Origin of the sequence: Streptomyces sp. NPDC018000 (assembly GCF_044328025.1) — a bacterium.
GTDB lineage: Bacteria > Actinomycetota > Actinomycetes > Streptomycetales > Streptomycetaceae > Streptomyces.
The window spans coordinates 88,782-112,641 of record NZ_JBIRGM010000006.1; the positions used below are offsets into that span (position 1 = coordinate 88,782).

At 70.5% G+C, this 23,860-nt stretch carries 22 protein-coding genes; 11 read left to right on the top strand and 11 right to left on the bottom strand.

Going from position 1 to position 23,860, the window contains the following annotated elements:
• Nucleotides 1-213: 213 nt before the first annotated feature.
• Both ACH4EW_RS16380 and ACH4EW_RS16385 read right to left on the bottom strand, forming a co-directional pair.
• Complete coding sequence (locus ACH4EW_RS16380; protein WP_398257057.1) at nt 214-708, bottom strand: DUF402 domain-containing protein; 495 nt, start codon at nt 706-708, stop codon at nt 214-216.
• Nucleotides 689-1,609, bottom strand: a complete 921-nt coding sequence (locus ACH4EW_RS16385) for a GNAT family N-acetyltransferase (RefSeq protein ID WP_398257059.1) — start codon at nt 1,607-1,609, stop codon at nt 689-691. Before ACH4EW_RS16385 ends, ACH4EW_RS16380 begins: the two co-directional genes overlap by 20 nt.
• A gap of 69 nt (nt 1,610-1,678) precedes the next feature.
• On the opposite strand from ACH4EW_RS16385, the gene ACH4EW_RS16390 reads away from it, so the two are divergent.
• On the top strand, nt 1,679-2,056 hold the full coding sequence (locus ACH4EW_RS16390) for a GntR family transcriptional regulator (protein WP_398257062.1): 378 nt from the start codon (nt 1,679-1,681) through the stop codon (nt 2,054-2,056).
• Between the two features lie 82 nt (nt 2,057-2,138).
• Here the strand turns inward: ACH4EW_RS16390 and ACH4EW_RS16395 are convergent, their stop codons facing one another.
• Nucleotides 2,139-3,233: a DUF5925 domain-containing protein gene (locus ACH4EW_RS16395; RefSeq protein ID WP_398257065.1), complete on the bottom strand. Its 1,095-nt coding sequence runs from the start codon at nt 3,231-3,233 to the stop codon at nt 2,139-2,141.
• 224 nt (nt 3,234-3,457) lie between these two features.
• Here ACH4EW_RS16395 and ACH4EW_RS16400 point away from each other — a divergent pair, with 224 nt between their 5' ends.
• Nucleotides 3,458-4,267 carry an SGNH/GDSL hydrolase family protein gene (locus ACH4EW_RS16400; RefSeq protein WP_398257067.1) on the top strand — a complete coding sequence of 270 codons (810 nt, stop codon included), beginning with the start codon at nt 3,458-3,460 and terminating at the stop codon, nt 4,265-4,267.
• A gap of 272 nt (nt 4,268-4,539) precedes the next feature.
• Entirely contained in the window at nt 4,540-4,803 is a 264-nt protein-coding gene (locus ACH4EW_RS16405) for a hypothetical protein (RefSeq protein ID WP_398257070.1), read from the top strand.
• Nucleotides 4,804-5,040: 237 nt separating this feature from the next.
• Here ACH4EW_RS16405 and ACH4EW_RS16410 read toward each other — a convergent pair whose 3' ends face one another.
• Both ACH4EW_RS16410 and ACH4EW_RS16415 read right to left on the bottom strand, forming a co-directional pair.
• Nucleotides 5,041-5,793 (bottom strand): ABC transporter permease, encoded by a 753-nt coding sequence (locus tag ACH4EW_RS16410; RefSeq protein WP_382216973.1) that lies wholly within the window; start codon nt 5,791-5,793, stop codon nt 5,041-5,043.
• A 71-nt stretch (nt 5,794-5,864) separates the two neighbouring features.
• Entirely contained in the window at nt 5,865-6,842 is a 978-nt protein-coding gene (locus ACH4EW_RS16415) for an ATP-binding cassette domain-containing protein (RefSeq protein WP_398257073.1), read from the bottom strand.
• 64 nt (nt 6,843-6,906) lie between these two features.
• Here ACH4EW_RS16415 and ACH4EW_RS16420 point away from each other — a divergent pair, with 64 nt between their 5' ends.
• Nucleotides 6,907-7,614, top strand: a complete 708-nt coding sequence (locus tag ACH4EW_RS16420; RefSeq protein ID WP_398257076.1) for a TetR/AcrR family transcriptional regulator — start codon at nt 6,907-6,909, stop codon at nt 7,612-7,614.
• Between the two features lie 11 nt (nt 7,615-7,625).
• Here the strand turns inward: ACH4EW_RS16420 and ACH4EW_RS16425 are convergent, their stop codons facing one another.
• Both ACH4EW_RS16425 and hmgA read right to left on the bottom strand, forming a co-directional pair.
• Nucleotides 7,626-8,396, bottom strand: coding sequence for a GntR family transcriptional regulator (locus ACH4EW_RS16425; protein ID WP_398257078.1), 771 nt, complete (start codon nt 8,394-8,396; stop codon nt 7,626-7,628).
• 82 nt (nt 8,397-8,478) lie between these two features.
• A complete protein-coding gene (hmgA, locus tag ACH4EW_RS16430) occupies nt 8,479-9,807 on the bottom strand; it encodes a homogentisate 1,2-dioxygenase (protein ID WP_398257081.1) in 1,329 nt (442 codons plus the stop codon).
• 107 nt (nt 9,808-9,914) lie between these two features.
• On the opposite strand from hmgA, the gene ACH4EW_RS16435 reads away from it, so the two are divergent.
• Nucleotides 9,915-10,535 (top strand): TetR family transcriptional regulator, encoded by a 621-nt coding sequence (locus ACH4EW_RS16435; RefSeq protein WP_398257083.1) that lies wholly within the window; start codon nt 9,915-9,917, stop codon nt 10,533-10,535.
• Between the two features lie 155 nt (nt 10,536-10,690).
• Nucleotides 10,691-12,577, top strand: coding sequence for an ABC transporter ATP-binding protein (locus ACH4EW_RS16440; protein WP_398257086.1), 1,887 nt, complete (start codon nt 10,691-10,693; stop codon nt 12,575-12,577).
• Between the two features lie 226 nt (nt 12,578-12,803).
• On the opposite strand, the gene ACH4EW_RS16445 is transcribed toward ACH4EW_RS16440, so the two are convergent.
• Nucleotides 12,804-13,526 carry an ArsR/SmtB family transcription factor gene (locus tag ACH4EW_RS16445; RefSeq protein WP_398257089.1) on the bottom strand — a complete coding sequence of 241 codons (723 nt, stop codon included), beginning with the start codon at nt 13,524-13,526 and terminating at the stop codon, nt 12,804-12,806.
• A 15-nt stretch (nt 13,527-13,541) separates the two neighbouring features.
• A complete protein-coding gene (locus ACH4EW_RS16450) occupies nt 13,542-14,216 on the bottom strand; it encodes a TetR/AcrR family transcriptional regulator (RefSeq protein WP_398257092.1) in 675 nt (224 codons plus the stop codon).
• Between the two features lie 167 nt (nt 14,217-14,383).
• Here ACH4EW_RS16450 and ACH4EW_RS16455 point away from each other — a divergent pair, with 167 nt between their 5' ends.
• Together ACH4EW_RS16455 and ACH4EW_RS16460 are read left to right on the top strand one after the other, a co-directional pair.
• Nucleotides 14,384-14,674 carry a YiaA/YiaB family inner membrane protein gene (locus tag ACH4EW_RS16455; protein WP_398257094.1) on the top strand — a complete coding sequence of 97 codons (291 nt, stop codon included), beginning with the start codon at nt 14,384-14,386 and terminating at the stop codon, nt 14,672-14,674.
• An 82-nt stretch (nt 14,675-14,756) separates the two neighbouring features.
• Nucleotides 14,757-15,380, top strand: a complete 624-nt coding sequence (locus ACH4EW_RS16460) for a TetR/AcrR family transcriptional regulator (protein ID WP_398257097.1) — start codon at nt 14,757-14,759, stop codon at nt 15,378-15,380.
• An 18-nt stretch (nt 15,381-15,398) separates the two neighbouring features.
• On the opposite strand, the gene ACH4EW_RS16465 is transcribed toward ACH4EW_RS16460, so the two are convergent.
• The gene (locus ACH4EW_RS16465; protein ID WP_398257100.1) at nt 15,399-15,860 is read right to left on the bottom strand and encodes a MaoC family dehydratase; all 462 of its coding nucleotides are present in this window, start codon (nt 15,858-15,860) and stop codon (nt 15,399-15,401) included.
• 131 nt (nt 15,861-15,991) lie between these two features.
• Here ACH4EW_RS16465 and soxR point away from each other — a divergent pair, with 131 nt between their 5' ends.
• Nucleotides 15,992-16,465 carry a redox-sensitive transcriptional activator SoxR gene (soxR, locus tag ACH4EW_RS16470; protein ID WP_398257102.1) on the top strand — a complete coding sequence of 158 codons (474 nt, stop codon included), beginning with the start codon at nt 15,992-15,994 and terminating at the stop codon, nt 16,463-16,465.
• A 187-nt stretch (nt 16,466-16,652) separates the two neighbouring features.
• Here the strand turns inward: soxR and ACH4EW_RS16475 are convergent, their stop codons facing one another.
• Nucleotides 16,653-17,927 (bottom strand): exo-beta-N-acetylmuramidase NamZ domain-containing protein, encoded by a 1,275-nt coding sequence (locus ACH4EW_RS16475; RefSeq protein ID WP_398257104.1) that lies wholly within the window; start codon nt 17,925-17,927, stop codon nt 16,653-16,655.
• A 455-nt stretch (nt 17,928-18,382) separates the two neighbouring features.
• Between ACH4EW_RS16475 and ACH4EW_RS16480 the strand changes: the two genes are divergently transcribed.
• Nucleotides 18,383-18,976, top strand: coding sequence for a TetR/AcrR family transcriptional regulator (locus ACH4EW_RS16480; protein WP_398257107.1), 594 nt, complete (start codon nt 18,383-18,385; stop codon nt 18,974-18,976).
• A gap of 78 nt (nt 18,977-19,054) precedes the next feature.
• Nucleotides 19,055-23,632, top strand: coding sequence for a HEAT repeat domain-containing protein (locus tag ACH4EW_RS16485; protein WP_398257110.1), 4,578 nt, complete (start codon nt 19,055-19,057; stop codon nt 23,630-23,632).
• The last annotated feature ends 228 nt before the right edge of the window (nt 23,633-23,860 follow it).

Sequence of the window (23,860 nt, forward strand, 5' to 3'; positions counted from 1 at the left end):
CTTCTCAGGCCACCAGGTGGGGAACTGACCTGAGCACTGTAGATCAACCGGTCATCATGGGAACTGCGTTCCGGCGATCAGGGGGCGACCGCCGTGCGGCTCCGGCGGCAGGGCTGGAACCGCATTACCGGAAATTCCGCACAAAGCAGGCGCGTCAGTCGCTCCAGGGTGTGCCGGCGCAGTAGGCCAGGGCGCGGGCCAGGCCTTGGCCGGTCAGGCCAGCAGCGGTGCGAGGCCCTCCGTGCGGGCCAGGTGTTCCAGCTCGTCCAGCGCCCGCCGGGCCGCCTCGGCCGCAGCCGGATCGCGTTCGGCGAGACCGCTCTCCTCGAACTCGTCCTCGTCCAGCCGGAGTACGGACGAGCCGTCCGCCGACACCCACAGATCGAGATCCAGGTCCTCGACCAGAAGCTCCGCGTCGCGCAGCACGGCGGGACGGGTGATGTCGCAGTACCAGCCTTTGAGTTCGCCCGCGCCGGTGCGGACCTCCTTCACGGCGAACCAGTGGTCGCGCCAGTAGTGCTCGGTGAACACATCGCCCGGCTCGAACCGTACGAAGCCGAAGTCACGGACCCCCGGCGCCGCCCAGGGCGCACGCACCGTCACCCGGGTGCCGTCGTCGCGGACCACATCCGCCGGGTAGCTGATCTTGGTCCGCCCGGCCTTCACCAGGGCGACCACCAGCGTGGTCTCAGCCGAGCTTGCGGACATACCGCACCTCCGTGGCACAGATCCCGTAGCCGAACCATCGGTTGATCGCCAGCATCGGACCGTTGCCCGCGTCATTGCCTGTGTACGCGTCCGTGTATCCGGCGGCGCGCGCCCGGTGCAGCGAGTCGTTCTTCGCGAGCTTGGCCAGGCCTCGGTTGCGGTACGCCCGGCAGGTGCCGGTCATCCCCGACATATAGCGGGTCAGACCGTCCGTCTGCGCCGCGCTGAACGCCGCCACCTCCCCGTCGATCACCACGACCGAGGTGAGTTCGTGGTCGAATGCGGGAGCGCGCCAGATCTGATTCAGCCAGTGCTCGTAGTCGGACAGCTCGGCCGGGGTGTCACTCGGCTCGTCGGCCGTGGTCTCGGCGTCCGCCTCGAAGAGCGGGCGTGGATCGTCCGCGAAGTCCGCGGCGGTACGCAGCTCGACGCCCGCCGGCAGCTCCTGACGGGGCGGCAGCGATCCGCCCGCCAGATCGAGATGGAGGAAGTGAGCCGAGCGGCTCGGCGCATAGCCGCGCTTCTCGGCGAAGGCGCGGTTCGACGGGGTGTCGAGCACCCAGGTGTAGAGCGTGAGCGCGCCCTCCCGCGCCAGATACTCCTCGGCCGTACTCAGCAGCAACCCACCTGCCCCGTGCCCGGTGCGGTCAGGATGCGTGTACGGATTGCAGAACGCCTGGCCGGGTTCGGGGCTGTCGTGGACGAGACCGACCTGTGCGGTCCCGATGAGCTCACCGTCCTTCTCGGCGACCAGCAGCCGGTAGCGCTTGTCGGGATGGGCAGAGGCCAGATCGAAGGTGACCTGCTCGGGAGTCGTCACCATGTAGGGCAGTGCGGCGCGCCGGACCTGTACCCAGGCCGCTGCGTCGGCAAGCAGGAATTCACGAACGAGGACAGTCATGGCCCGGACATTACGCATGCTCCGGCAAGGGGCGCCGCTGATTTTCCGGCGGTGGGGGACAATCAGCGCGTGACTCTGAAGATCGTCCTTGATCCGGATGCCGGTACCGCCCCGTACGAGCAACTGCGGACGCAGATCTCCGAACTCGCCCGCTCCGGCGCGCTGCCCGTCGGTTTCAGACTTCCGACCGTACGCGGCTTCGCCGAGGAGCTCGGCCTCGCCGCAAACACCGTCGCCAAGGCGTACCGGGCACTGGAGGCCGACGGGGTGATCGAGACCCGTGGCCGCAATGGCACGTTCATCGCCGCTGCCGGTGAGGCGGCGAACCGGCATGCGGCCGCTGCGGCGCAGGAATACGCGGAGCAGGCCCGGCGGTTGGGCCTGTCCCGGGCCGAGGCGCTGTCCCTCGCCGAGGACGCCGTACGGGCGGCGTACGCGGCGCGATGAGTCGGAGGCCGGGGCGGGGCAGTGTCCGGTGCCGTCCGGTGGTGCAGTCCTCAAGTGCCGGACGGGCTTGGTTGTGCCGGGCTCAGAGGTACAAGCCCGCGTCCGCGCCGGAATCCTGCTTCGGCACCGACGCGGGACTGCTGCCGCGCCGCAGCGCGTACAGCTCGGCGAGCGTGGCGCCCTCGCGGCCGAGCCCTTCCTCCGTACCCAGCCAGGCCGCGGCCTCCTTGCGGGTCAGTGAGCCCACTTCGATCCTGGCGAGGCAGCGGCCGGGCCTGACCACGGCCGGGTGGAGCCGCTCCAGGTCCTCGTTGGTGGTGACGCCCACCAGCACATTGCGGCCCTGGCCAAGCAGCCCGTCGGTGAGGTTCAGCAGCCGGGACAGCGCCTGGCCCGCCGTGTGCTTGGCCTCGCCACGGATCAACTCGTCGCAGTCCTCCAGGAGCAGCAGCCGCCAACGGCCCTTCGCCGTGCCGTCCTCCTCACCGATCGCGATGTCCATCAGGTAGCCGACGTCGTTGAAGAGCCGCTCCGGATCGAGTACGCAGTCGACCTGGCACCAGTCCCGCCATGAGCGTGCGAGCGTGCGCAGTGCGGACGTCTTGCCGGTGCCGGGCGGGCCGTGCAGCAGGAGCAGCCGGCCGGCGATGTCGTCGGGCGTGACCTTCATCAGCCGGTCCATGGCATCGGCCACCGGTGCCGTGTAGTTGTTGCGGACCTCGCCCCATGTGCCGGCGGCGATCTGCCGGGTGGTGCGGTACGGGCCGCGGCGCGGGGACACGTACCAGAAGCCCATCGTCACATTCTCGGGCTGCGGTTCCGGTTCGTCCTGGGCGCCGTCCGTCGCCTGGCCGAGGATCTTCTGCGCCAGCTCCGGACTGGTCGCGGTGACCGTGACATCGGCGCCGCGGTTCCACCGCGAGATGAGCAGCGTCCAGCCGTCTCCCTCGGCGAGCGTGGCGCTGCGGTCGTCGTCGCGGGCGGCGCGCAGCACCTTGGCGGCCGGGGGCAGCAAGGTGGCCCCGGCTTTGACGCGGTCGAGGGAGGAGCTGTGGGAGTACGGCTGCTCGCCCGTCGCGAAGCGGCCGAGGAACAGCGCGTCGACGACGTCGGACGGGGAATCGCTGTCGTCGACGGTGAGCCGGATCGGCAGAGCGGACTCGGGGTTGGCAGACATGGCGCCCATGATCCGGCAAGGGGGCACCCGGCGCACCCAGGTTTCGCCACCTTCCTTTCTGCTTCCGGCGGGCGGAGCGCGGACATGACGCGACCTCAGGGCGGCGTGCAGGAGAACTCATCGGAGCAACTTGGCATGGACACTTCCAATATGGGTGCGGGTGCTGCTAACACAGACACGGCAGACCAGGCGGAGATCCTGCCGGTCGGTCCAAGGGAGGTTCCATGAAGATATCCAGGCTCGTGGCGTTCTCGTCCTCGCTCCTGCTCGGCGGCGTACTCGCTCTGACCGGAGCGGCCACCGCCGACGCCGCACAGTCTGTTCAGGCCGTCGACTACGTCGCCCTCGGCGACTCGTACTCCTCGGGCGTCGGATCCGGCAGTTACGACAGTGCCAGCGGTGACTGCAAGCGCAGCACCAAGGCCTTCCCCGCACTCTGGGCCGCCGCCAACTCGCCCTCTTCCTTCGGCTTCACCGCTTGCTCGGGTGCCCGTACGGGCGATGTGACGGCCAAGCAGCTCGGCCCCCTCAATGCCTCGACCGACCTTGTCTCGATCTCCGTCGGCGGAAATGACGCGGGCTTCTCGGACGTCATGACCACCTGCGTCCTCCAGTCGGAGGCCACTTGCCTCAGCCGGATCGCCACGGCCCGCAGCTATGTCGACACCACCCTGCCCGGCAACCTCGACTCGGTGTACTCGGCGATCCGTACCAAGGCGCCGTCCGCTCGTGTCGTCGTCCTCGGCTACCCGCGCTTCTACAAGATCGGCGGCAGCTGTGCCGTCGGTCTGAGCGACAAGGTGCGCACCGCGATCAACGGCGCCGCCGACTACCTCAACGCGGCGACCGCCAAGCGCGCCGCCGACCACGGCTTCACCTTCGCCGACGTCACGGGGAACTTCACCGGGCACGAGATCTGCTCCGGAAGCGCCTGGCTGCACAGTCTCAACTGGCTCAACGTCGGTGAGTCGTACCACCCCACCGCGGCCGGACAGTCGGGTGGCTACCTGCCCCGCTTCAACTCGGCCGCCTGACCTTTCGGCCGGTGCATGTGCCGGGCCCGTTCAGTCGTCTGACGGGCAGGAGGCCCCGTCCGCAGGGGTCTCCGTCCGGCACTCCGTCGATCCGCTGCGGGAGAGAGGCTTCCGTTCTGTCCAACTCGCCCTGAAATCGGGCATATTCAGAGTTCGGCCGTCAACCTCTGTATGTGTGTGCACAATCCCGTGACCGGGATACACGAGTGTCATCGTGGGAGGATAGGGTTAACCTGCCCGGGCCGGGTGCCCTCGTACGGGTGGGGAGTGACATGGAACAGATAGCGATGCGCAGCAGGCCGCGTGTGCCTGCCATCACATGCGGGAGCAGTGCGACAAGTTCGCGCCTCGACCGCCATCTCGCGGTGCTCGGCGGCCCTGCCGCGCCGCAGCGGGAAGCCGCGGAGGCGACGCTGCTGCTGCGTGAGCTCACCGCCCGCGATGCCGCTCACAGTCGTCGGAGCAAGAGCGCGCGGGTCTCGCTCTTCGTGCCACTGCGGCGACTGCGGCGCTCACTCTTCGGCAGTCGCCACTGACCCGACGGCCCGTCACGACCGCGCTTCGGCCACCGCCCGGGCTCCCCGGCCAGGGCCCGTCGCCCAGCCCCCCGCTCGGGGCCGTGCAGGCGATCACACCATCCCGGCGCTGCGCTGCTGTCTGCTCTCCCGTCATCCCCAGGGCTAGCAGCAGCGCTTCGGTGTGCCGCCATGCGCCGGAACGGAGGCATCGGCTGTCACGGCCCGGCGCGCTGCCCCGTTGATCGCGGCGCGCGGTCACTCGCCGCCGCGCGCGTAGCGCCGTACGGACAGTGGCACGAACACCGCGAGGAGCACCACCGACCAGGCGAGCGTGCCGGCCACCGGGTGGGCGACCGGCCAGGCCGCGTCGGCGGCCGGGGACGCGTTGCCGAACAGTTCGCGGGTGGCCGAGGCCATGGCGCTGATCGGGTTCCACTCGGCGACCGTCCGTAGCCAGCCCGGCAGATTGTCGGTCGGGATGTACGCGCTCGACAGCAGCGGCAGGATGAAGGTGGCGCTGCCCAGCTGACCGGCGATCTCCTCGTTGCGGATCAGCAGGCCCAGCCAGCAGCCCAGCCAGGACGTGGCGAACCGGAGGAGCAGCAGCAGCCCGAAGGCGCCCAGGGCGGCGAGCGGACCGCCCTCGATCCGCCAGCCGACCGCAAGCCCGACCAGGATCAGCGGAATCATGCCGATGGCCGTGGTCAGCAGATCGGCGGCGGTCTGGCCGAACGGTACGGCGGCGCGGCTCATCGGCAGCGTACGGAGCCGGTCCATCACCCCGCGGTGGCAGTCCTGCGAGGCCTGGAACATCCCGACCATGATGCCGTTGGCCGCCGTCGCCGCCAGCAGGCCCGGCACCAGGAACGCACGGTACTCCTGGCCCGGCATGGCCAGTGCGCTGCCGAACACGTACCCGAAGAACAGCAGCATCGTGATCGGCATGGTCTGGGTCAGGATCATTACGCCCGGCGCCGCCTTGATCCGCTGCAGATGGCGGCCCAGCATGGCCAGGGCATCGGCGATCGGGGTGCTTGTGTCGGGCGCGACAGACTGCTCGTGGGCCAGTGCGGTGCTGCTCATGCTGCCGTCTCCTTCAGGGGTGGGGAGGTGCGGCCGTCGCCGCGGCTGGTCAGACGGAGGAAGACCTCGTCGAGCGTCGGCGGGCGCAGGCTCGCGTCGATCACCGGTACTCCCGCCGCGTCGAGTTCGCGGACGATACGGGGGAGGGTGAGCGTGATGTCGGTCGTGACGGCGCCCACGGTGCGGCGCTCGTGGTCGAGTAGCGGTTCGGTGCCGGTGAGCTGATCGAGGATGCCTGCCGCCGGGACCAGCGCCGATTCATGGGAGACGACCACTTCGGCGTAGCTGCCGATGCGGGCCTTCAGCTCGGTGGGGGTACCGCGATGGGCGGCCCGGCCGTGGTCGATCAGCACGATGTCGTCGGCCAGCTGATCGGCCTCCTCCAGATACTGCGTGGTGAGCAGGACGGTTGTGCCCCGGCCGGCCAGTTCCCGTACGGCCGCCCAGATCTGGTTGCGGCTGTGCGGGTCGAGTCCGGTGGTCGGCTCGTCCAGGAAGAGCACCCGGGGGCGGGTCAGCAGACTGGCGGCGAGGTCGAGGCGGCGGCGCATGCCGCCCGAGTAGGTGCGGGCCGGGCGGTCGGCGGCCTCCGTCAGCTCGAAGCGTTCCAGGAGCTCGTCGGCGCGGCTGCGCGCGGCCCCGCCGCGGAACCGCAGCAGCTTGGCGAAGAGCCGCAGGTTCTGCCGGCCGGACAGTTCGCCGTCGACCGAGGCGTTCTGCCCGGTGGCGCCGATCGCCGCGCGTACCGCACCCGCCTCGCGCACCACGTCGTGGCCCGCCACCCGGGCGCTGCCGCCGTCCGGGACGGTCAACGTGGTGAGGACCCGGACGGCGGTGGTCTTGCCCGCGCCGTTCGGCCCCAGCACTCCGCAGACGGTGCCTTCGGCGACCGCGAGATCGAGCCCGCGCAGGGCGTGGACATCGGCGTAGCGCTTCTCCAGACCTTCACTAAGTACAGCGTACGTAGTTGTCATGCGGTACACCGTACCGCACTACGTACGGTGTACGTAACTACGATGGTGGGAGAGGTGGTGATCGATGGTGGGGCGACCCGCTGTGTGCGAAGTGATCTGGGCGCGCCCCGAGCGTGCGGGCCGAGGCCCCAGGCCCGCGTTCAGCCGTGCTGACATCGCGGCGGCAGCCGTCCGTATCGCCGATGCGGAGGGCCTCGACGCGGTGTCCATGCGGAAGGTCGCGGCGGAGCTCGGATGCGGCACGATGTCGCTCTACAACTACGTGCCGCGCAAGGAGGACCTGTACGAGCTGATGCTCGACGCGGTCAGCGGCGGGTACGAGTTCCCGGAGCCGTCCGGCGACTGGCGCGCCGATCTCGTCGCGCTGGCCCACCAGGCCCGCGAGATGATGCACCGCCACACCTGGGTGCCCCGGCTGATGTCACCCGTGTACGGCTTCAGCCCGAACGTCCTGCGGTACCTGGAGTACGCGCTCAGCTGCCTGGACGGGGTCGACGCACGGTTCGGCGAGAAGATGGAACTCATCGCCATGGTCAACGGTGTGGTCACCACCTATGTGGCCAACGAGATCGCCACGGCGGAGCGCAGCCGGTCGCTGCCCTGGTCCGAGGAGCAGGAGCACGCCGCGCGCACCAACTATCTGATCAGCCAGATCGCCACCGGGAAGTATCCGCGGATGGCGGCGGGATTCGCCGAGGACCCCGGTCCGATCGATCTGGACGGCGTCTTCGACCGGGCGCTGCGCCGGGTGCTGGACTCCTTCGACCGGTAGCGCGCGGGCCGTCAGTGCTGCGCCTCCACCGTCACCGAGAAGGAGAACCGGTCGCCCCGGTAGCGGATCTGCGCCACATCCACCACCCGGCCGCTCTCGTCGTACGTCACGCCCGTGTAGAAAAGGATCGGGCTCAGCAGCGGCACCCGGAGGAGCTCGGCGGTGGCCGGGTCGGCGAGGCGCGCCTCGACCGTGTCCGTGATGCGCGCGATCCGGACACCGACCCGGTCGCGCAGCACCTTGGTCATCGGCCAGCGTTCGAGATCGGCGACATCGAGCCGGGCCGCGACCTCGGGATGCACCGCGTTCTCCGCCCAGTTGGTGGGCTCGTCGCTCTCCCCGTCGCGGCGCAGCCGACGGTAACTGACGACCTCCGCGCAGTCGGGGAAGTACTCGGTGAGGCCTCCCGGCACGGCGAGCGGTCCATGGCCGAGGACCATGGACCGCTCGCCCGACTGCTGGGCCACGATCGCATCGATCGAGCCCAGCAGCCGGACCGGTGACACCCGGCGGGCGCGCGGCTCGATGAAGGTGCCGCGCCGCCGGTGCCTGCTGATCAGCCCTTCCGTCTCCAGCTCCTTGAGTGCCTGACGCATCGTCAGGACGCTGACGCCGTAGTGCGCGGCGAGCTGTTCCTCGGTCGGCAGCCGCGCCGATGCGTCCTTGGCGCGGCCCAGTATCGAGGCGCGCAACGACTGCGAGACCTGGTACCACAGCGGCAGTTTGCGGTTCAGGACCAGCGAATCGGGGGCGAAGGCATGCCCCTGGGGCATCTTGGGCATCTGAGGCACCTGGGTCACCTGGTCTCTCCGTACTGCGACACAGCGGACGCGACGACGCGGGGCCGAGAAGCGGCGTCGTTGCCTACGGCCTGAAGTTGCGGCTCAGACCCTGCCACACGTCGTCGTAGCCACGCTGCAGATGGCCGGCGGTCGCCGCCTGCCCGGTCGCCGTCACAGGCCAGCGGGTCTCGAACATGAAGGCGAGACCGTCGTCGATCTTCTGCGGCTTCAGCTCCGCCTCGCTCGCCCGGTCGAAGGTCTCCCGGTCCGGGCCGTGTGCCGACATCATGTTGTGCAGCGAGCCGCCGCCCGGGACGAAGCCGCCCTTGCCGGCCGTCTTCGCGTCGTACGCGCCCTCGATCAGGCCCATGTACTCGCTCATCACATTTCGGTGGAAGTACGGGGGCCGGAAGGTGTCCTCACCGACCAGCCAGCGCGGCGCGAAGACGACGAAGTCGACGCCGGCCAGACCGGGGGTGTCGGACGGCGAGGTGAGCACCGTGAAGATCGACGGGTCGGGGTGGTCGTAGCTGATCGAGCCGATGACATTGAAACGGTGCAGGTCGTAGACGTACGGAGTGTGGTTGCCGTGCCAGGCGACCACGTCGAGCGGCGAGTGGTCATAGGTCGCGGACCAGAGGTTCCCGCAGAACTTGTTGACCACCTCCACCGGGCGGTCGTCGTCCTCGTACGCGGCGACGGGGGCGAGGAAGTCCCGGGCGTTCGCCAGGCCGTTGGCGCCGATCGGGCCGAGATCGGGAAGGGCGAACGGCTGGCCGTAGTTCTCGCAGACATAGCCGCGTGCGGTGGCATCCAGCAGCTCCACACGGAAACGGACGCCGCGCGGGATCAGCGCGATGTGCCCCGGCCGCGCGCGCAGCAGGCCCAGTTCGGTACGGAGCAGCAGGCCACCTTGCTCGGGGACGATCAGCAGCTCGCCGTCCGAGTCGCTGAACACCCGGTCGGTCATGGACGAGTTGGCGTGGTAGAGGTGCACAGCCATGCCGGTGCGCTGCGTCGCGTCGCCGTTGCCGCCGAGAGTCCACAGGCCGGCCAGAAAGTCCGTCCCGGCCGCGGGCTCGGGGAGCGGATCCCAGCGCAGCCGGTTGGGGTCGGGCACGGATTCGGTGAACGGGGCGGTGCGCACCGCCCCGTTGCCGATACGGACAAACGGGGGATGAGTGGCCGACGGGCGGATCCGGTAGAGCCAGGAACGGCGGTTGTGCACCCGCGGTTCGGTGAACGCCGAGCCGCTCAGCTGCTCCGCGTAGAGCCCGAGGGGTGCTCGCTGCGGGGAGTTACGGCCGTGCGGCAACGCCCCCGGCACCGCCTCCGAGCTGTGCTGATTGCCGAACCCGGCGGAATGCTGGAGCCCTTCCGCCGTCTTCCTCGCCTGCTCGATGCCGCTCATGTGCGCTCCCGGTGCCGAAGGAATCCTATGGGTAACCGTAGGAATTGGATCGGGACGCGTCAACGGCATTCGTGGGGCACAGGGGGTCGGAGGAGGCCCACGGCATCATGGAGACCGTGCCCCATGCGAACACGAACCTCCGCCGTGCCCCCGTGCAGCAGCGCAGCGCCGAACGCCTCGCCCGGATACTCGACGCCTGCGCCGAACTCCTCGACGAGACCGGGTACGAGCAGCTCTCCACCCGGGCCGTCGCCGTCCGCGCCGAGGTCCCCATCGGCTCCGTCTACCGCTTCTTCTCCAACAAGCGCGCCCTGACCGATGCGCTCGCCCGGCGCAACCTGGACGGCTACGCCGAACGCATCACCGCCCGCCTCGCCGCCATCCCGGCCGCCGACTGGCGCGGCGCCATCGATGCCGTCCTGGACGAATACCTGGCGATGAAGCTCTCCGTGGCCGGTTTCGCGCTCGTCGACTTCGGCGTTCCGGCCCCCGACGACGACCCGGCCAGTGAAGCCAACCACCGGGTCGCGGGCCGGCTCACCGAACTGCTCTCCGGGCACCTCGGCCGCGCCCCCGACGAGGATCTGCTCCGGACCGTCCTGGTCTGCGTCGAGACCGCTGACGCCCTCCTCCAACTCGCCTTCCGCACCGATCCGTCGGGTGACCGGGCCATCGTCGCCGAGACCCGCGTCCTGCTCCGCGCCTACCTCGCACAAGTCCTGGACTGACCACGAGGGCCACGTTCCGCGACCACGGCAATACCGTCTCGGTCACCACGGCCGCCGGATCCGCCCACTGCCCAAGGACATCCCGGAACTCGACGTCCAGGCCTGTCGAACACGGCGGTTGACCTCAAGCACGCTGGAGGTCGTACGTTCCTTTCATGAGCATGGAAGCCACCGCGTGGACGCAGCTCCACAACGTCATGAACGCACAAGCGGACCGACGCCCCTTCGATCGAGCCACCCTGCGGCGCATCGCCGCGTTCGCCCGTCCGCACCGGCGCCGGGTCGCCCTGTTCCTGATCCTGAGCGTGGCGACGGCGCTGCTCGCTGTCGCCACCCCCGTCCTCGCCGGCCGCGTCGTGAACGCGATCGTGGCCGGCGAGGACGCGGGCACCGTCACACGCCTGTCCCTGCTCATCGCCGTGATCGCTGTCGCGGAGGCGGCACTCGGTCTGGTCAGCCGCTGGCTCTCGGCGAACCTCGGCGAAGGGCTGATCGTCGATCTGCGCACCGCCGTCTTCGACCATGTGCAACGCATGCCGATCGCGTTCTTCACCCGCACCCGTACCGGCGCGCTCGTCAGCCGCCTCAACAACGACGTCATCGGAGCCCAGCGCGCCTTCAGCAACACACTCTCCGGCGTCGTCAGCAATGTCGTGACGCTGCTCCTCACCCTCGGCGTCATGCTCTCCATCTCCTGGCAGATCACCGCGCTCGCACTGGTGCTGCTGCCGGTGTTCGTGCTGCCCGCGCGCCGCATGGGCACCCGGATGGCGAGGCTCCAGCGGGAGGCCGCGGCCCACAACGCCGCGATGGGGACCCGGATGACCGAGCGCTTCTCCGCGCCCGGCGCCACACTGATCAAGCTCTTCGGCCGGCCCGCCGACGAGTCCACCGAATTCGCCGCCAGAGCAGGCAGGGTGCGCGACATCGGGGTGCGCACGGCCATGGCCCAGTCCGCGTTCATCACCGCCCTCACCCTCGTGTCCGCGCTGGCGCTCGCCCTGGTCTACGGGCTCGGCGGGTTCTACGCGCTGCGCGGGCAACTGGACGCGGGCGCGGTCGTCTCCCTGGCCTTGCTGCTGACCCGGCTGTACGCGCCGCTCACCGCCCTTGCCGGGGCGCGCGTCGAGGTGATGAGCGCCCTCGTCAGCTTCGAGCGGGTCTTCGAGGTCCTCGACCTCGAGCCGCTCATCGCGGAGAAGCCGGACGCACGAGCGGTCCCGGAGGGCCCGGTGTCCGTGGAGTTCGACCAGGTGCGGTTCGGCTACCCGTCCGCCGACAAGGTGTCCCTCGCCTCGCTCGAAGACGTCGCGACTCTCGACACCCGCGGCGGCGGCGAAGTGCTGCGCGGGGTCTCCTTCCGCGCCGAACCCGGCCAGACAGTGGCACTCGTCGGCTCGTCCGGCGCGGGCAAGTCGACCATCGCGCAACTGCTGCCGCGCCTGTACGACACGGACGAGGGCTCGGTACGCATCGGAGGCATCGACGTACGCGATCTGTCCGCCGACACTCTGCGTGACACCCTGGGCATGGTCACCCAGGACGGCCACCTCTTCCACGAGTCGGTCCGCGCCAACCTTCTCCTCGCCCGCCCCGAAGCCACCGAGGAAGACCTCTGGGACGCCCTGCGCCGCTCACGCCTGGACGGCCTGGTCGCCTCACTTCCCGATGGGCTCGACACAGTCGTCGGCGAACGCGGCTACCGCCTCTCCGGCGGCGAACGCCAGCGGCTGACCATCGCCCGGCTGCTCCTGGCCCGCCAGCGTGTCGTCATCCTCGACGAGGCCACCGCCCACCTGGACAACACCTCCGAGGCGGCCGTACAGGAGGCGCTCACCGAAGCGCTCGCCGGCCGCACGGCGGTCGTGATCGCCCACCGGCTCTCCACCGTACGGGCGGCCGACCTCATCCTTGTCGTGGAGAACGGGCAGATCGTGGAGCGGGGCACCCACGAAGAACTCCTGGCGGCCGGCGGCCGGTACGAGGAGCTGTACCGCACCCAGTTCGCGAGCCCCGGTACGGAGGCCGCGGAACTCGGCTGACGACGGCGGTCCGGAGCGGCGGACATCCGGGGAATCCGGCACGAGTCGCGGTGGCCCCCCGAAAACCAAGACCGACCGGCAAGTGGGGGCGGCGTCGGCCGCGAGCTCGATCCACGCCGGTGCAGGCCGCGGCAGGGGCTCGCCAGTCGCGATGTGCCGCGGGTGTCGCCGCCGGGGCGGGTGTCGTCGTCATGGACCCGACGGTGAGACAGCGTTCGTTCGGCCCCTACCGAATGGTGGACGGCTCGATGCCGAGGTGTTCGTTCAGCGCCCGTTCCCCGTCCGGGGTCACCTTCACCGCGCGCCCGGACCCGATCCGTACGCACCACCCGGCATCCAGCGCATGCCGGCACAGTGCCGCCCCTGCGACGCCTGCCAGGTGCGGCCTGCGCTCCGTCCAGTCCAGACAGCTCCGGACGAGCGGACGCCGCGACGCCGACTCCAGACCGATGCCCAGTCCGCCGAACCAGCCGAGCCCGTCGTCGGTGAGCGCGAAGCCGGCGTCCTGCCGCAGCAGTCCCCGTACGGTCATGGCATCGGCGATCGCGATGCCGATCCGGCCCGCGAGATGGTCGTAACAGGTGCGTCCGCGAGCGAGTGCGCTGCCGGCGCTCACCGCGCTCAGGGTGCGCGGACGCTCGGGCACGGTGCCGGGGACGGCCTGGGCCGCCAGGTCCTCGACGAGGTGCGCGGTCCGTTCGTCGGCGAGCCGCAGATAGCGGTGGCGGCCCTGCCGCTCCTCGGTCAGCAGCCCGCCCGCGACGAGCTTGCCCAGGTGTTCGCTGGCGGTGGACGGTGCCACCGAGGCGTATCTGGCCAGCTCGCCCGCGGTCCAGGCGCGGCCGTCGAGCAGGGCCAGGCAGAAGGCGGCCCGGGTCTCGTCGGCGAGGAGCGCGGCCAGGGCGGCGAGGCGGGGTGCGGCCGGGTCGGGGTGCGCCATGCGTGCCATGTGGTCCAGGATGCGTCAGGAACGCTTCGGTGCAGGCCGAACAGTCCCCGCGGGCGCCAGTTGCTCGTACTGGAGGGAGAGGCCGTCGATCAGTGCCCGCAGCCCGGTCTCGAACGCCCCCTCGTCGACCTTCTGGCGGCGGTCGGCCGGCAGATGGGCCCGGCCGAGGTGCGGATAGTTCGCGGGGTCGTACGCCGTCTCGTCGTCGACGAAGCCGCGGGCGAACGAACCGAGGGCCGAGCCGGTGATGAAGTAACGCATCAGGGCCCCGATGTACGTCGCCCGGGCGGGCGGCCAGCCGGCCCTGACCATCGCACCGAAGACCGCGTCGGCGACTTTCAGACCGGCAGGGCGGCGCCCCGGGCCCTGGGCGAGCACCGGGGCGATGTGCGGGTGCTCGGTGAGCGCCGCACGATAGGAGACGGCCCAGTCGTGCAGGGCGGCGCGCCAGTCGCGGGTGTCCGACTCGTCGAACATCGACAGGTCGACCTGGGCGGACACGGCATCCGCGACCGCGTCCAGGATCTCGTCCTTGTTGCGGAAGTGGTTGTAGAGCGAGGGTCCGCTGACCCCGAGTTCGGCGGCGAGCCGACGGGTGGAGACGGCGTCGAGGCCTTCGGAGTCCACGAGTGCGCTCGCCGTCTCGACGATGCGGTCTCTGCTGAGGAGGGGCTTGCGCGGTCGGGCCATGCGGCACATGGTAGGGGCGACAAGCGGAAAACTAGCAGCGCTAATTAAGGCCGAAGGGCAGAAGGGTAAATGGGGAGAGTCGAGGGATCGCTCGAACGGGAGTCTGAGTACCGGACTGAGTACGGGGGCGGATGTCGCGCACACCACGTCGGCCGATGCTGGGTGGCATGAGTGACACAACATCGGTCAAGCAGCAGAGCACCGCAGCCTTCTACGGCCAGGCCGTCGCGTCCTTCGGGGTGGCGATGGCCGCGGTGGCTCTCGGTATCTACTTCCTGGACGCAGACGCCTGGGTCCGCGGATTCCTCGCGATCGGCGTCCTCTACCTCGTCACCTCCTGCTTCACCCTGGCCAAGGTCATCCGTGACCGTCAGGAAGCGGGACAGATCGTCAGCCGGGTCGACCAGGCCCGGCTGGAGAAGATCCTCGCCGAGCACGACCCGTTCCAGAAGCTCTGACGGCCCCGCCCGGGCGGGCCCTAAGCGCTTGCTCAGGTTCGGGGTATGGTGTTCGTCCTGCTGACGAGAGGGGCGAGTGACGATGAGCACGGCGGAGGAGACCGACGGCGACAGTGCGCCGTGGGCCGAGGTGGCGCCCGAGGCGGCCAGGCGGCTCCTCGTCGCCGCCGTCGAAGCCTTCGCCGAGCGCGGGTACCACGCCACCACCACCCGCGACATCGCCGGCCGCGCGGGGATGAGCCCTGCCGCGCTCTACATCCACTACAAGACGAAGGAAGAGCTGCTCCACCGGATCAGCAGGATCGGTCACGACCGCGCCCTGTTCGTCCTGGAGGCCGCCGCCGACGGCGGCGGTACGGCCGCCGAGCGGCTGGCCGAGGCCGTACGGTCCTTCGTCCGCTGGCACGCCGAACGGCACACCACGGCCCGCGTGGTGCAGTACGAACTCGAGGCCCTCGGTGAGGAGCACCGCACCGAGATCGTCGAGCTGCGCCGCAAGAGCGACGCGGTGGTGCGCAGGATCATCAGCGAGGGTGTGCAGGCCGGGGAGTTCGACGTGCCCGACGTCCCGGGTACCACGCTCGCGGTGCTCTCGCTCTGCATCGATGTGGCGCGCTGGTTCAACGCGCAGGGCAGCCGGACGCCGGACGAGGTCGGCGAGCTGTACGCCGACCTCGTGCTGCGCATGGTCGCTGCCAAGCGGTAGCGGTCGCCGGGCGCGTCGTCAGAAGTAGTAGCGCGACACCGACTCGGCCACGCATACCGGCTTGTCGCCGCCCTCGCGTTCGACCGTGACGAGCGCGGTGACCTGCACGCCGCCCCCGGTCTCCTCGACGCTCTTCAGGACGGCCGTCGCGCGCAGCCGCGAGCCCACGGGCACGGTGGACGGGAAACGGACCTTGTTCGTCCCGTAGTTGATGCCCATCTTCATGCCTTCGACCCGCATGATCTGGGGTACGAGCGCCGGCAGCAGCGAGAGTGTGAGGTAGCCGTGCGCGATCGTCGTGCCGAACGGCCCGGCCGCGGCCCGCTCCGGATCCACATGGATCCACTGGTGGTCGCCGGTGGCCTCGGCGAAGAGGTCGATCCTCTTCTGCTCGACCTCCAGCCACTCGCTGTGACCCAGCTGCTCGTCCACCCCGTCGCGCAGCTCCTGCGCGGACCTGAAAATCCTCGGCTCTGCCATGTCCCTGGTCCCTGCCCTTCCAGCTCTCGACCATCCGTCGTCACACTGTCTAAGCGCTTGCTCAGCATGGTTGGCGGGTGCGTTCCTGTCAACGACGGACCGGCCAGGGGTGGACAAGTAGGGTTGGAGGGGTGCCCCAGATCCCGCAGACACTCCATGAACTCACGGTCGGCCAGCTCTCCGCGCGCAGCGGCGCCGCGGTTTCGGCCCTGCACTTCTACGAGGCCAAGGGCCTGATCAGCAGCCGCCGCACCAGCGGCAACCAGCGTCGCTACACCAGGGACGCGCTGCGCAGGGTCGCGTTCGTCCGTGCGGCGCAGCGGGTCGGAATCCCGCTCGCCACCATCCGGGACGCACTCGCCGAACTGCCGGAGGAGCGCACCCCGAACCGTGACGACTGGGCGCGGCTCTCGGCGGCATGGCGATCCGAACTGGACGAGCGCATCGAGCAGTTGGGCCGGCTGCGGGACCATCTCACCGACTGCATCGGCTGCGGCTGTCTGTCGTTGGAGAACTGTGTGCTCTCCAACCCGAACGACATCTCCGGTCAGCGGATCAGCGGCTCACGCCTGATGCCGGAGCGCCGGTCGACCGGCTGCCCGTAGCGGCGGGGCCCGGCCGCTGAGAGGCAAGGCGGGCGCGCCGGGTGCCTTCTCCGTCCGTCACGCCACCGGCGGAGTCGTCCAGCGGCTGGAGTCCTGGCGGGCGGCAGGATCGCAGCGCAAGCGGCAGGATCGCAGCGCAAGGAGAGCAGTCCCGGATCGCATGCGTACACCTACGCCGATGCCGGGCTCACCGGTACTGGAGATACCTCTTCCGCACGGCCCGGAACGCGGCAAGATCCGCCTCCCACGCCCCCACCACCTCATCCGTGTCCGCCCCGGCATCGATCAATGTGCGGACCCGGTTATTGCCGGTGAGCTTGTCGATCCAGTTGTCCGAGCGCCAGGCGAAACCACTCCATGTCCGCTTCGCCGTCACCAGCAGAGCGATCCCCGTTCGTACCGGATCGAAGGCCGCACGGTCGTGGACGTGCAGCTGCACACCGCCGACCGTCTTTCCCTGGAACTTGGAGAACGTCGGTGCGAAGTACGCCTCGCGGAAGGCCACTCCCGGCAGGTCGAGCGCGTTCGCGGCCGCCGCCCACCGATGGTCGATGCCCTCCGCGCCGAGCAGCTCGAACGGCCGGGTCGTGCCGCGCCCCTCGGAGAGGTTCGTACCCTCGAACAGGCAGGTCCCCGAGTAGACCAGCGCCGTGTCAGGCGTCGGCATATTGGGGCTCGGCGGCACCCAGGGCAGTCCGGTCGCGTCGAAGAAGTCCGAGCGCTTCCACCCCGACATCTTCACGATGCGCAGGTCCACCGGCCGCCGGGCCAGGAACTCCGCGTTGAAGAGCAGTGCCAGCTCGGTCACCGTCATGCCGTGCGCCTGCGAGATCTCCCGGCGGCCCACGAACGTGGCGAACGCCGGGTCGAGCACCGGCCCGAGCGCCGCCCGCCCGGTCACCGGGTTCGGCCGGTCCAGCACGACGAACCGCTTGCCCGCGAGAGCGGCTGCCTCCATGCAGTCGTACAGCGTCCAGATGTATGTGTAGAAGCGGGCGCCCGCGTCCTGGATGTCGAAGACGACCGTGTCCACACCGGACGCGGTGAAGACATCGGCGAGCGGCTGCCCGCTCTTCAAGTACGTGTCGTAGACCGGGAGTCCGGTCGCCGGGTCGTCGTAACGCCCCTCCGAACCGCCCGCCTGCGCGGTGCCGCGGAAACCGTGCTCGGGCCCGAAGACGGCGATCAGGTCCACCCGCTCGTCCGGGTGCATCACATCGACGATGTGGCGCACGTCGGAAGTGATCCCGGTGGGGTTGGTGACGACCCCGACCTTCTGGCCCTTCAGCAGCGCGTAGCCGTCCGCCGCCAGCCGGTCGAAGCCGGTACGGACCCGGCCGTGCCCGGTGCCCCGCCCCTGGCCGGCCGCGGGGGCGTCGCTCGCGACCCCGGTGCCGGATGCCGCCGCGAGGGCTCCCACCGCACCGCCGGCGGCCAGCAAACCACGTCTGGACAGGCTCATTCGGCTACCTCCGTGATCGCGACGACTGTCATGGTCACGCACGCTAGCGCGCGTTCAGGCAATACGGAATGAGGCGGACGCGACAGTTGTGACAGGAGTGTCGCCCGAGCGATGTCGACCCCTTCCACTACGACATACCGACTGGTTAGTCTGCCGAGGTGGCCGGCTGAGAGAGGCGGGATTCGATGAGTGCGGTGCAGGGGGCGGGAGACGTGGATCTCCCTGCGCGGCGAGGCCCACCGGGCCCCCGCCGATCCCGCCGGGACCCCGGTCCACGCCTTCCGCGTCTCCGGCGCCCGCAGCCCCGGGAATCCGGAACTCTCCTGCTCGAGATCCTGACCGGACTCCCGAAGACGGCGAGTGGGAAGATCCTCGGGCGGGAACTGCGTTCACCTCGGCAGACCGGTTCACGCACAGCACGGATTCACGCACGGTACGGAAGGAAGGTGGCGGCAATGGCCAAGGCGACGGACGGGGACACGGCCCCCGTCCCTCAGCGGCTGCTCGCCGCCGCCACCCGGCTCTTTGCCGAGCAGGGGTACGACCGCACCTCGGTCCAGGAGATCGTCGAGGCGGCAGGCGTCACCAAGGGCGCGCTCTACCACTATTTCGGCTCCAAGGAGGACCTCCTCCAGGAGGTCTACGCCCGGGTGCTCCGGCTCCAGCAGGAGCGTCTCGACGCCTTCGCCGACGCCGACGCCCCGGTCGAACAACGGCTGCGCGACGCTGCCGCGGATGTGGTCGTCACGACCATCGAGAACCTCGACGACGCCTCGATCTTCTTCCGGTCCATGCACTACCTCAGCCCGGAGAAGAACAAGCAGGTACGTAGGGAGCGGCGCCGCTACCACGAGCGCTTCCGGGCCCTGGTGGAAGAGGGCCGGCGGAGCGGAGTGTTCTCCACGGCCACCCCGGCGGACCTGATCGTCGACTACCACTTCGGCTCGGTCCACCATCTGTCCACCTGGTACCGGCCCGACGGCCCGCTCAGCCGGCAGGAGGTCGCCGACCACCTGGCCGACCTGCTGCTGCGCGCCCTGCGTCCCTAGCGGGTGTGCGCCGCCGCACCGCCGTGGAGGGGCGAATCCCGTTGGTGGAGCCAGCAGCGCCCCGGTTAGCATCCGACGGTGAAGACGCCGGCAGACGAACCATTCCACGATGCCGTGTGCCGAGCCGACGCCGGACGGCTGCCCGGGCTCCTGGACGCGCAGGACTGCCCACCTGCAGTCCTTGGACGTCTGATCCGGCACGAGGACCCCGCCCTGCGCCATCTGGGGCTGGTCATGCTCACCGAGCGAGCGACAGCGGGCCGCCCGTCCGACGACGGCGAGACGGCCGAACTCGCCGGGCTGCTGCCCGTATCGCTGACGGGGCCGCCCGAGGCGGACCTCCTGCTGGCGGGGCTCTACGAGCGACTCGGCCCCCGTCTCCGGGGCCGCCCCCGCCTGTCATGGCGCACGGCCGGGCTGCCGGTACGGGTGAGGATCGCGTGGCTGCGCACCGAACTCCTCCACGAGCCGGCGGTGATCCGTGACGAAGCCCCGGGTGAACTCCTCTACCAGGCCGTACGGGAGACGGGCATCAGCGGTGCGCGTCGGCCGGCGCAACTTGTGGACGAGCTGGCGGACAGCGGCGACCCCGTGCTGCAGGCCGAGGCGCTTCGGCTCGCGCGACAGGGGCTGCACGCCGGACTGCTGGCTCCCGCGCTGGTCCGCGAAGACCTGATCGGTCTGCTCGGCGCCGAAAGCGACAGAGTCGTCGCCGACGCGCTGGGAGAACTTACCGAGCCGTGGACGGCGATGGAGCCGCTTCCGCCCGGGTGCATCTCTCCGTTTCTCGCCGCGGGTCCGGCGGGGGAGAGGCCCGCGGTGGCCGATGCTGCCCTCGCGACCGCCGCCCGCCACGGTCACAAGGACCTGCTGCGGCAGATCATCGACGATCCGGATCTTCCGCCGGGCCTTCGCCGACGGGGAATGGAACTGCTCGGCGACTTGGCGGACCGCGACGACATCGGTGAAATCACGGCCGTCGCCGCACGCGATCCGCTGCTGTTCGGCGGGCCGGCGACGACGTGCCTGCGCGGTCTCCACCGGCGCGGGCACTTCGTGGACGGCGCGGACGTCCCGGCCGTCATCGGCCTGGCCCTGGCCGATCACTCGATTCCGCCCCGTGAGATCGCAACGATCCTGTTCACCTGCCGGAAGGAGGTGTTCCGGGTACTGACGGATGCGGCCGCCGACGATCCGAGCCGGGTGCGACGGCTCGCCCTGCTGGTGGCCCTGGCCGGGCAGGGAGCTGACGAGCTTCCGATCGGGGACGCGATCACACGCGCACTTCCTTCGGCTCCCGCCCCCGGTCCGTTCCTCGACGCGATCCGTGAGCTGCGCCATACGGATGCCGAAGACGCCGTGATCGCTCTGCTGCCCTCGGCGCCCGCCGCTGCCCTGGACGCACTGGAGGCCATCGGCGGGCAGCAGACGGTACTGGCCCTGCGAGAAGGGCTGGGCGTCACCGGGGACGCGATCGCGCCTCACCTGTACGCCGTACGGAACCGCGCCCTCGAAGTGCTGTGGCAGCTGAACCGCGATCCGGCGCTCCGGCGCGCCCTCCTCGTACGGCTCGATCCCGTCGACCTTCCTGCGCGCATCTCAGCGGACCTCGGTGGTCCGGACGAGCGGGAACTGGCCCTGCTGAGTTCCCATCTGAACCCGGACGAGCCGGTGGCGGCACTGTGCCGTCTCGCAGCCCACGGCCACGTCGGCACACTGCCGGTCATCGCCGACCTGCTGCTGCGCATCGTCGCCGACCAGGCGGCGTTTCAGGAGCGGGAACACCCACAGCCGAGCGGTGAGCCCGTGGTGCCCCAAGAGGTCCTGGACGCCGTGCACGCCCTGGGCCGCCGTCTCCACGAGCGGGGCGCGATCCGGCCGGTCTGCCTGCTGGACACGGCAGACGCGCAGGAGGCCGGCCACGCACTCGTCGCGACGACGGCACTGGATCTGCTGGACCGGCCCGGACTGTCCGACCGTGAGCAGGCGATCCTGCTCGAACTGCTGCTCCGGGCCCCTTGGGCGGGCACCCGCGCCCAGGTGCACCGGCTGCTGCGCCACCGCGACCGGCACGTCCGCAAACACGTCATCGCCCTGCTCGCCCGGGACATCACGGGCGAGGACGCACAGGCGTTGTCGGCGACCTTGATCGCGCTGACCACCGCTCCGGACATCCAGACCGTCCGGCAGGCCCTGCTGGCACTGGGTCACGCACAGGCCCACTGGGCGTGCACCGCGATCGCCGCATGTCTTGATCACCCGAACATGAACATCAAGAAGACCGCCGCCGATGTGCTGGTCCGTGCGGGCACACCGGCGGCGCTGCCCAAGCTGCTCTTCTGGCTCGGCCACCACGACAACCCCGGGCTGCGCGGCGCAATCGTCGCGGCCCTGCGCGCCGTCCTCGGCGACGCCTACGCGGCGACACTTCTCGCCGCCGCCGAGCACAGCCGGGACGGCCGTACCCGCGAGCTGCTGTTGGAGGGCCTCGACGGCGCCCTCGGTGCTCGCTCGGTCCTCGCACTGGACGACCAGGCGTCACCGGCGGCGGCCACCCTGCTCTCCCTGGTGGCGGACGGCCGGGTGGGTCTGGCCTCCGGGGACGTGAAGGATCTGGCGACACCGCTGGCCGGACACGGCATCACCACATCGGCCGTCGCGCAGCGGTCACCGGTGGACGGTGCGACAGACCGCGACATCAGGTCGCTGGCGGCCGGGGGCTGGAATGCCCCGGTCGCGCTGCGCGTCGCAGCGAGGGACGTACCGCTCGACCAGGACCGGCTGAACAAGCTGCGACCGATGCTCGCCGACTGGCTCAGGCTGGCCGGCTCCCGGCCCGCGGTCCGGGACAGGGTGGTGCGGTTCGCGCTGCGTATCTGCTCCGCACCCTGGGCGGCCGGGGAGCTGACGACGTTCGCCCGGTCCGTCTCGGTCCTGCTCGACGCGCTCGTCAATGCCCGGGACGAGGACCGGCACGACCTGCTAGCGGTACTCGAAGCGGTCGCGCCGACGCTGACGGCGGCCGGCAAGCCGGCCGTTACCGCTGCGGTACGGGCACTGCGTCCCGCACCCGCGACGCCGAGCCGGTCCACGCTGACGCTGCTGCGCAGGCTCGGAGCGGTGCTGGTCCGCGCCGACCTCGATCAGGCGCTCGCGTCGGCCCGGCTCGGAGCCGACCCCTGGCAGGCCCAGGCCGCCGTGCTGAGGGAGGCGTTCGCAGTCCCGGAGCCCACCGCGGCACGCATGCCCGCCGAGACCCGGGCATGGCGGGCGGCACTGGCCGACGCGGTGCGCGCACCGGGCACGTTGGAGGAGTTCCGCCGACAGGACGACGGCAGGGTCGGCTCGCGGGACCGGCTGACCGCACTGATCGAGGTCCACCACGGCACGGACCCCGAGGTCCGGGCCGCCCTGCTCGACTGGATGACGCTTCTTCAGCCCCTCGACGCACCGCCCTGGACCATGGCCGAGACCGCCCAGGCACCGACGCCGCCGCCCCGGCACGTACACATCGACGACCTCGACCAGCCCCGCTCCGCGGCTCTGAGAGAGCGCCTGCTGGACATGCTGGGGTCAACCGCCGCGGACCGCAGGGAGAGCGCTGCCCTGGCGCTGGCGAAGTGGCCCGAGCCCGAGGCCAGGCTGCCGGTGCTTCGCGCATACCTCCGCGGGCACATCGACATACCCATCGGCGTGGACCTGGCCCCTGCACTGCTCACCCTCGACGAGACGGAACTCCGGAGCGAGGACGTCGTGCGCGACAGGGTGGCTCTCGTGGCCTCGAAGCTCTCTCCGTGGTCACTGGAACCGCTGGTGTGGCTGTTGCTGGAGTGGTGGGAAAACACCCCGCCCGCCGCCGGACCGGCAGTCAGTGACGCGTTGCGGAACTACCCCGCCGACGCGCTCGCCAGGGTCCTGGACGACCGCCTCGCCGCCGGGGCCTGGGGCTTCCTCGACCTGCTCCTCGACCGCCGGCTCCTGCGCACCCCCGCGCTGACGCGCACGTGCCGACGGCTGCGCGCCGAAGGGCGCGACGACATTGCGGACCGGCTTCTTCTCGTAGAGGGCCCGCTGCGCGGCCCGGACGCTGCACAGCAGGACGCGGCAGCGCTGGCAGCGCTCCGTGACCGCACCCCTGCCGCACCCGGCGGACCCTCGCACCGGCCGTCCCGGCAGGAACTGCTGGACCTGGCCCGAACCGGCACCCCGGAACAGATATGCCGGGCACTCACAGAAATGGCCGAGGCCCACTTCGGTCCGGACACGGACCAGGACCCCGGACTGCGCGACCTGCTCGGTGAGTTGCTGAACCATCCCCGGACCAAGGTACGCCTGCGAGCCCACCGGACCGCACGGACGATGCTGGACCGGGGCACCTATCTGAGCCACACCATGCTCCTGCTGGACGATCCCCGGCCGGACGTGACACGTACGGCGATCCGCACGCTCTGCCACGCCGGCTGGGAGCCCGCGATCCCCGCCGTGACCGGACTGCTCGCGCACCCGCATCCCGTCGTGCGCAGGACGGCGGCCGAGGGGCTCATCAGGATGAGCGAGGCAGCGATCCCCGCCCTCCGTCGAGCCGCCGCCCACGCCCGCCCCGACAGACGCTCCCTCTACACGTCCGTACTCGACCGGATCGGGGCAACCCACTGACCACCACCGCCGACAACCGAGCCCGTCCACCGACGACCGAGCCCGGGTCCGGGTCCGGGTAGGAACGGAACAGAAAACCGGCATAGCTGTCAAAACTTTTGACGTCCGGTGTTCGGCGCACTCGCTGGAGGTGCCACCTGTTGGGGGAGCTTGCCACGGTCGTAGGCGCGCGGCAGGGCGGGCGGCGTAGGTTGCCGCCCATGGCTAAGCATGTCCGTTGGGACGACG

Excerpts from the sequence above, each read along its gene's own strand:
- ACH4EW_RS16380 (WP_398257057.1), bottom strand. The coding sequence starts at position 708 with ATGTCCGCAAGCTCGGCTGAGACCACGCTGGTGGTCGCCCTGGTGAAG.
- ACH4EW_RS16385 (WP_398257059.1), bottom strand. The coding sequence starts at position 1,609 with ATGACTGTCCTCGTTCGTGAATTCCTGCTTGCCGACGCAGCGGCCTGG.
- ACH4EW_RS16395 (WP_398257065.1), bottom strand. The coding sequence starts at position 3,233 with ATGTCTGCCAACCCCGAGTCCGCTCTGCCGATCCGGCTCACCGTCGAC.
- ACH4EW_RS16400 (WP_398257067.1), top strand. The coding sequence starts at position 3,458 with ATGAAGATATCCAGGCTCGTGGCGTTCTCGTCCTCGCTCCTGCTCGGC.
- ACH4EW_RS16405 (WP_398257070.1), top strand. The coding sequence starts at position 4,540 with ATGGAACAGATAGCGATGCGCAGCAGGCCGCGTGTGCCTGCCATCACA.
- ACH4EW_RS16410 (WP_382216973.1), bottom strand. The coding sequence starts at position 5,793 with ATGCTGGGCCGCCATCTGCAGCGGATCAAGGCGGCGCCGGGCGTAATG.
- ACH4EW_RS16415 (WP_398257073.1), bottom strand. The coding sequence starts at position 6,842 with ATGACAACTACGTACGCTGTACTTAGTGAAGGTCTGGAGAAGCGCTAC.
- ACH4EW_RS16420 (WP_398257076.1), top strand. The coding sequence starts at position 6,907 with ATGGTGGGGCGACCCGCTGTGTGCGAAGTGATCTGGGCGCGCCCCGAG.
- ACH4EW_RS16425 (WP_398257078.1), bottom strand. The coding sequence starts at position 8,396 with ATGCCCAAGATGCCCCAGGGGCATGCCTTCGCCCCCGATTCGCTGGTC.
- hmgA (WP_398257081.1), bottom strand. The coding sequence starts at position 9,807 with ATGAGCGGCATCGAGCAGGCGAGGAAGACGGCGGAAGGGCTCCAGCAT.
- ACH4EW_RS16435 (WP_398257083.1), top strand. The coding sequence starts at position 9,915 with ATGGAGACCGTGCCCCATGCGAACACGAACCTCCGCCGTGCCCCCGTG.
- ACH4EW_RS16440 (WP_398257086.1), top strand. The coding sequence starts at position 10,691 with ATGAGCATGGAAGCCACCGCGTGGACGCAGCTCCACAACGTCATGAAC.
- ACH4EW_RS16445 (WP_398257089.1), bottom strand. The coding sequence starts at position 13,526 with ATGGCACGCATGGCGCACCCCGACCCGGCCGCACCCCGCCTCGCCGCC.
- ACH4EW_RS16450 (WP_398257092.1), bottom strand. The coding sequence starts at position 14,216 with ATGGCCCGACCGCGCAAGCCCCTCCTCAGCAGAGACCGCATCGTCGAG.
- ACH4EW_RS16455 (WP_398257094.1), top strand. The coding sequence starts at position 14,384 with ATGAGTGACACAACATCGGTCAAGCAGCAGAGCACCGCAGCCTTCTAC.
- ACH4EW_RS16460 (WP_398257097.1), top strand. The coding sequence starts at position 14,757 with ATGAGCACGGCGGAGGAGACCGACGGCGACAGTGCGCCGTGGGCCGAG.
- ACH4EW_RS16465 (WP_398257100.1), bottom strand. The coding sequence starts at position 15,860 with ATGGCAGAGCCGAGGATTTTCAGGTCCGCGCAGGAGCTGCGCGACGGG.
- ACH4EW_RS16475 (WP_398257104.1), bottom strand. The coding sequence starts at position 17,927 with ATGAGCCTGTCCAGACGTGGTTTGCTGGCCGCCGGCGGTGCGGTGGGA.
- ACH4EW_RS16480 (WP_398257107.1), top strand. The coding sequence starts at position 18,383 with ATGGCCAAGGCGACGGACGGGGACACGGCCCCCGTCCCTCAGCGGCTG.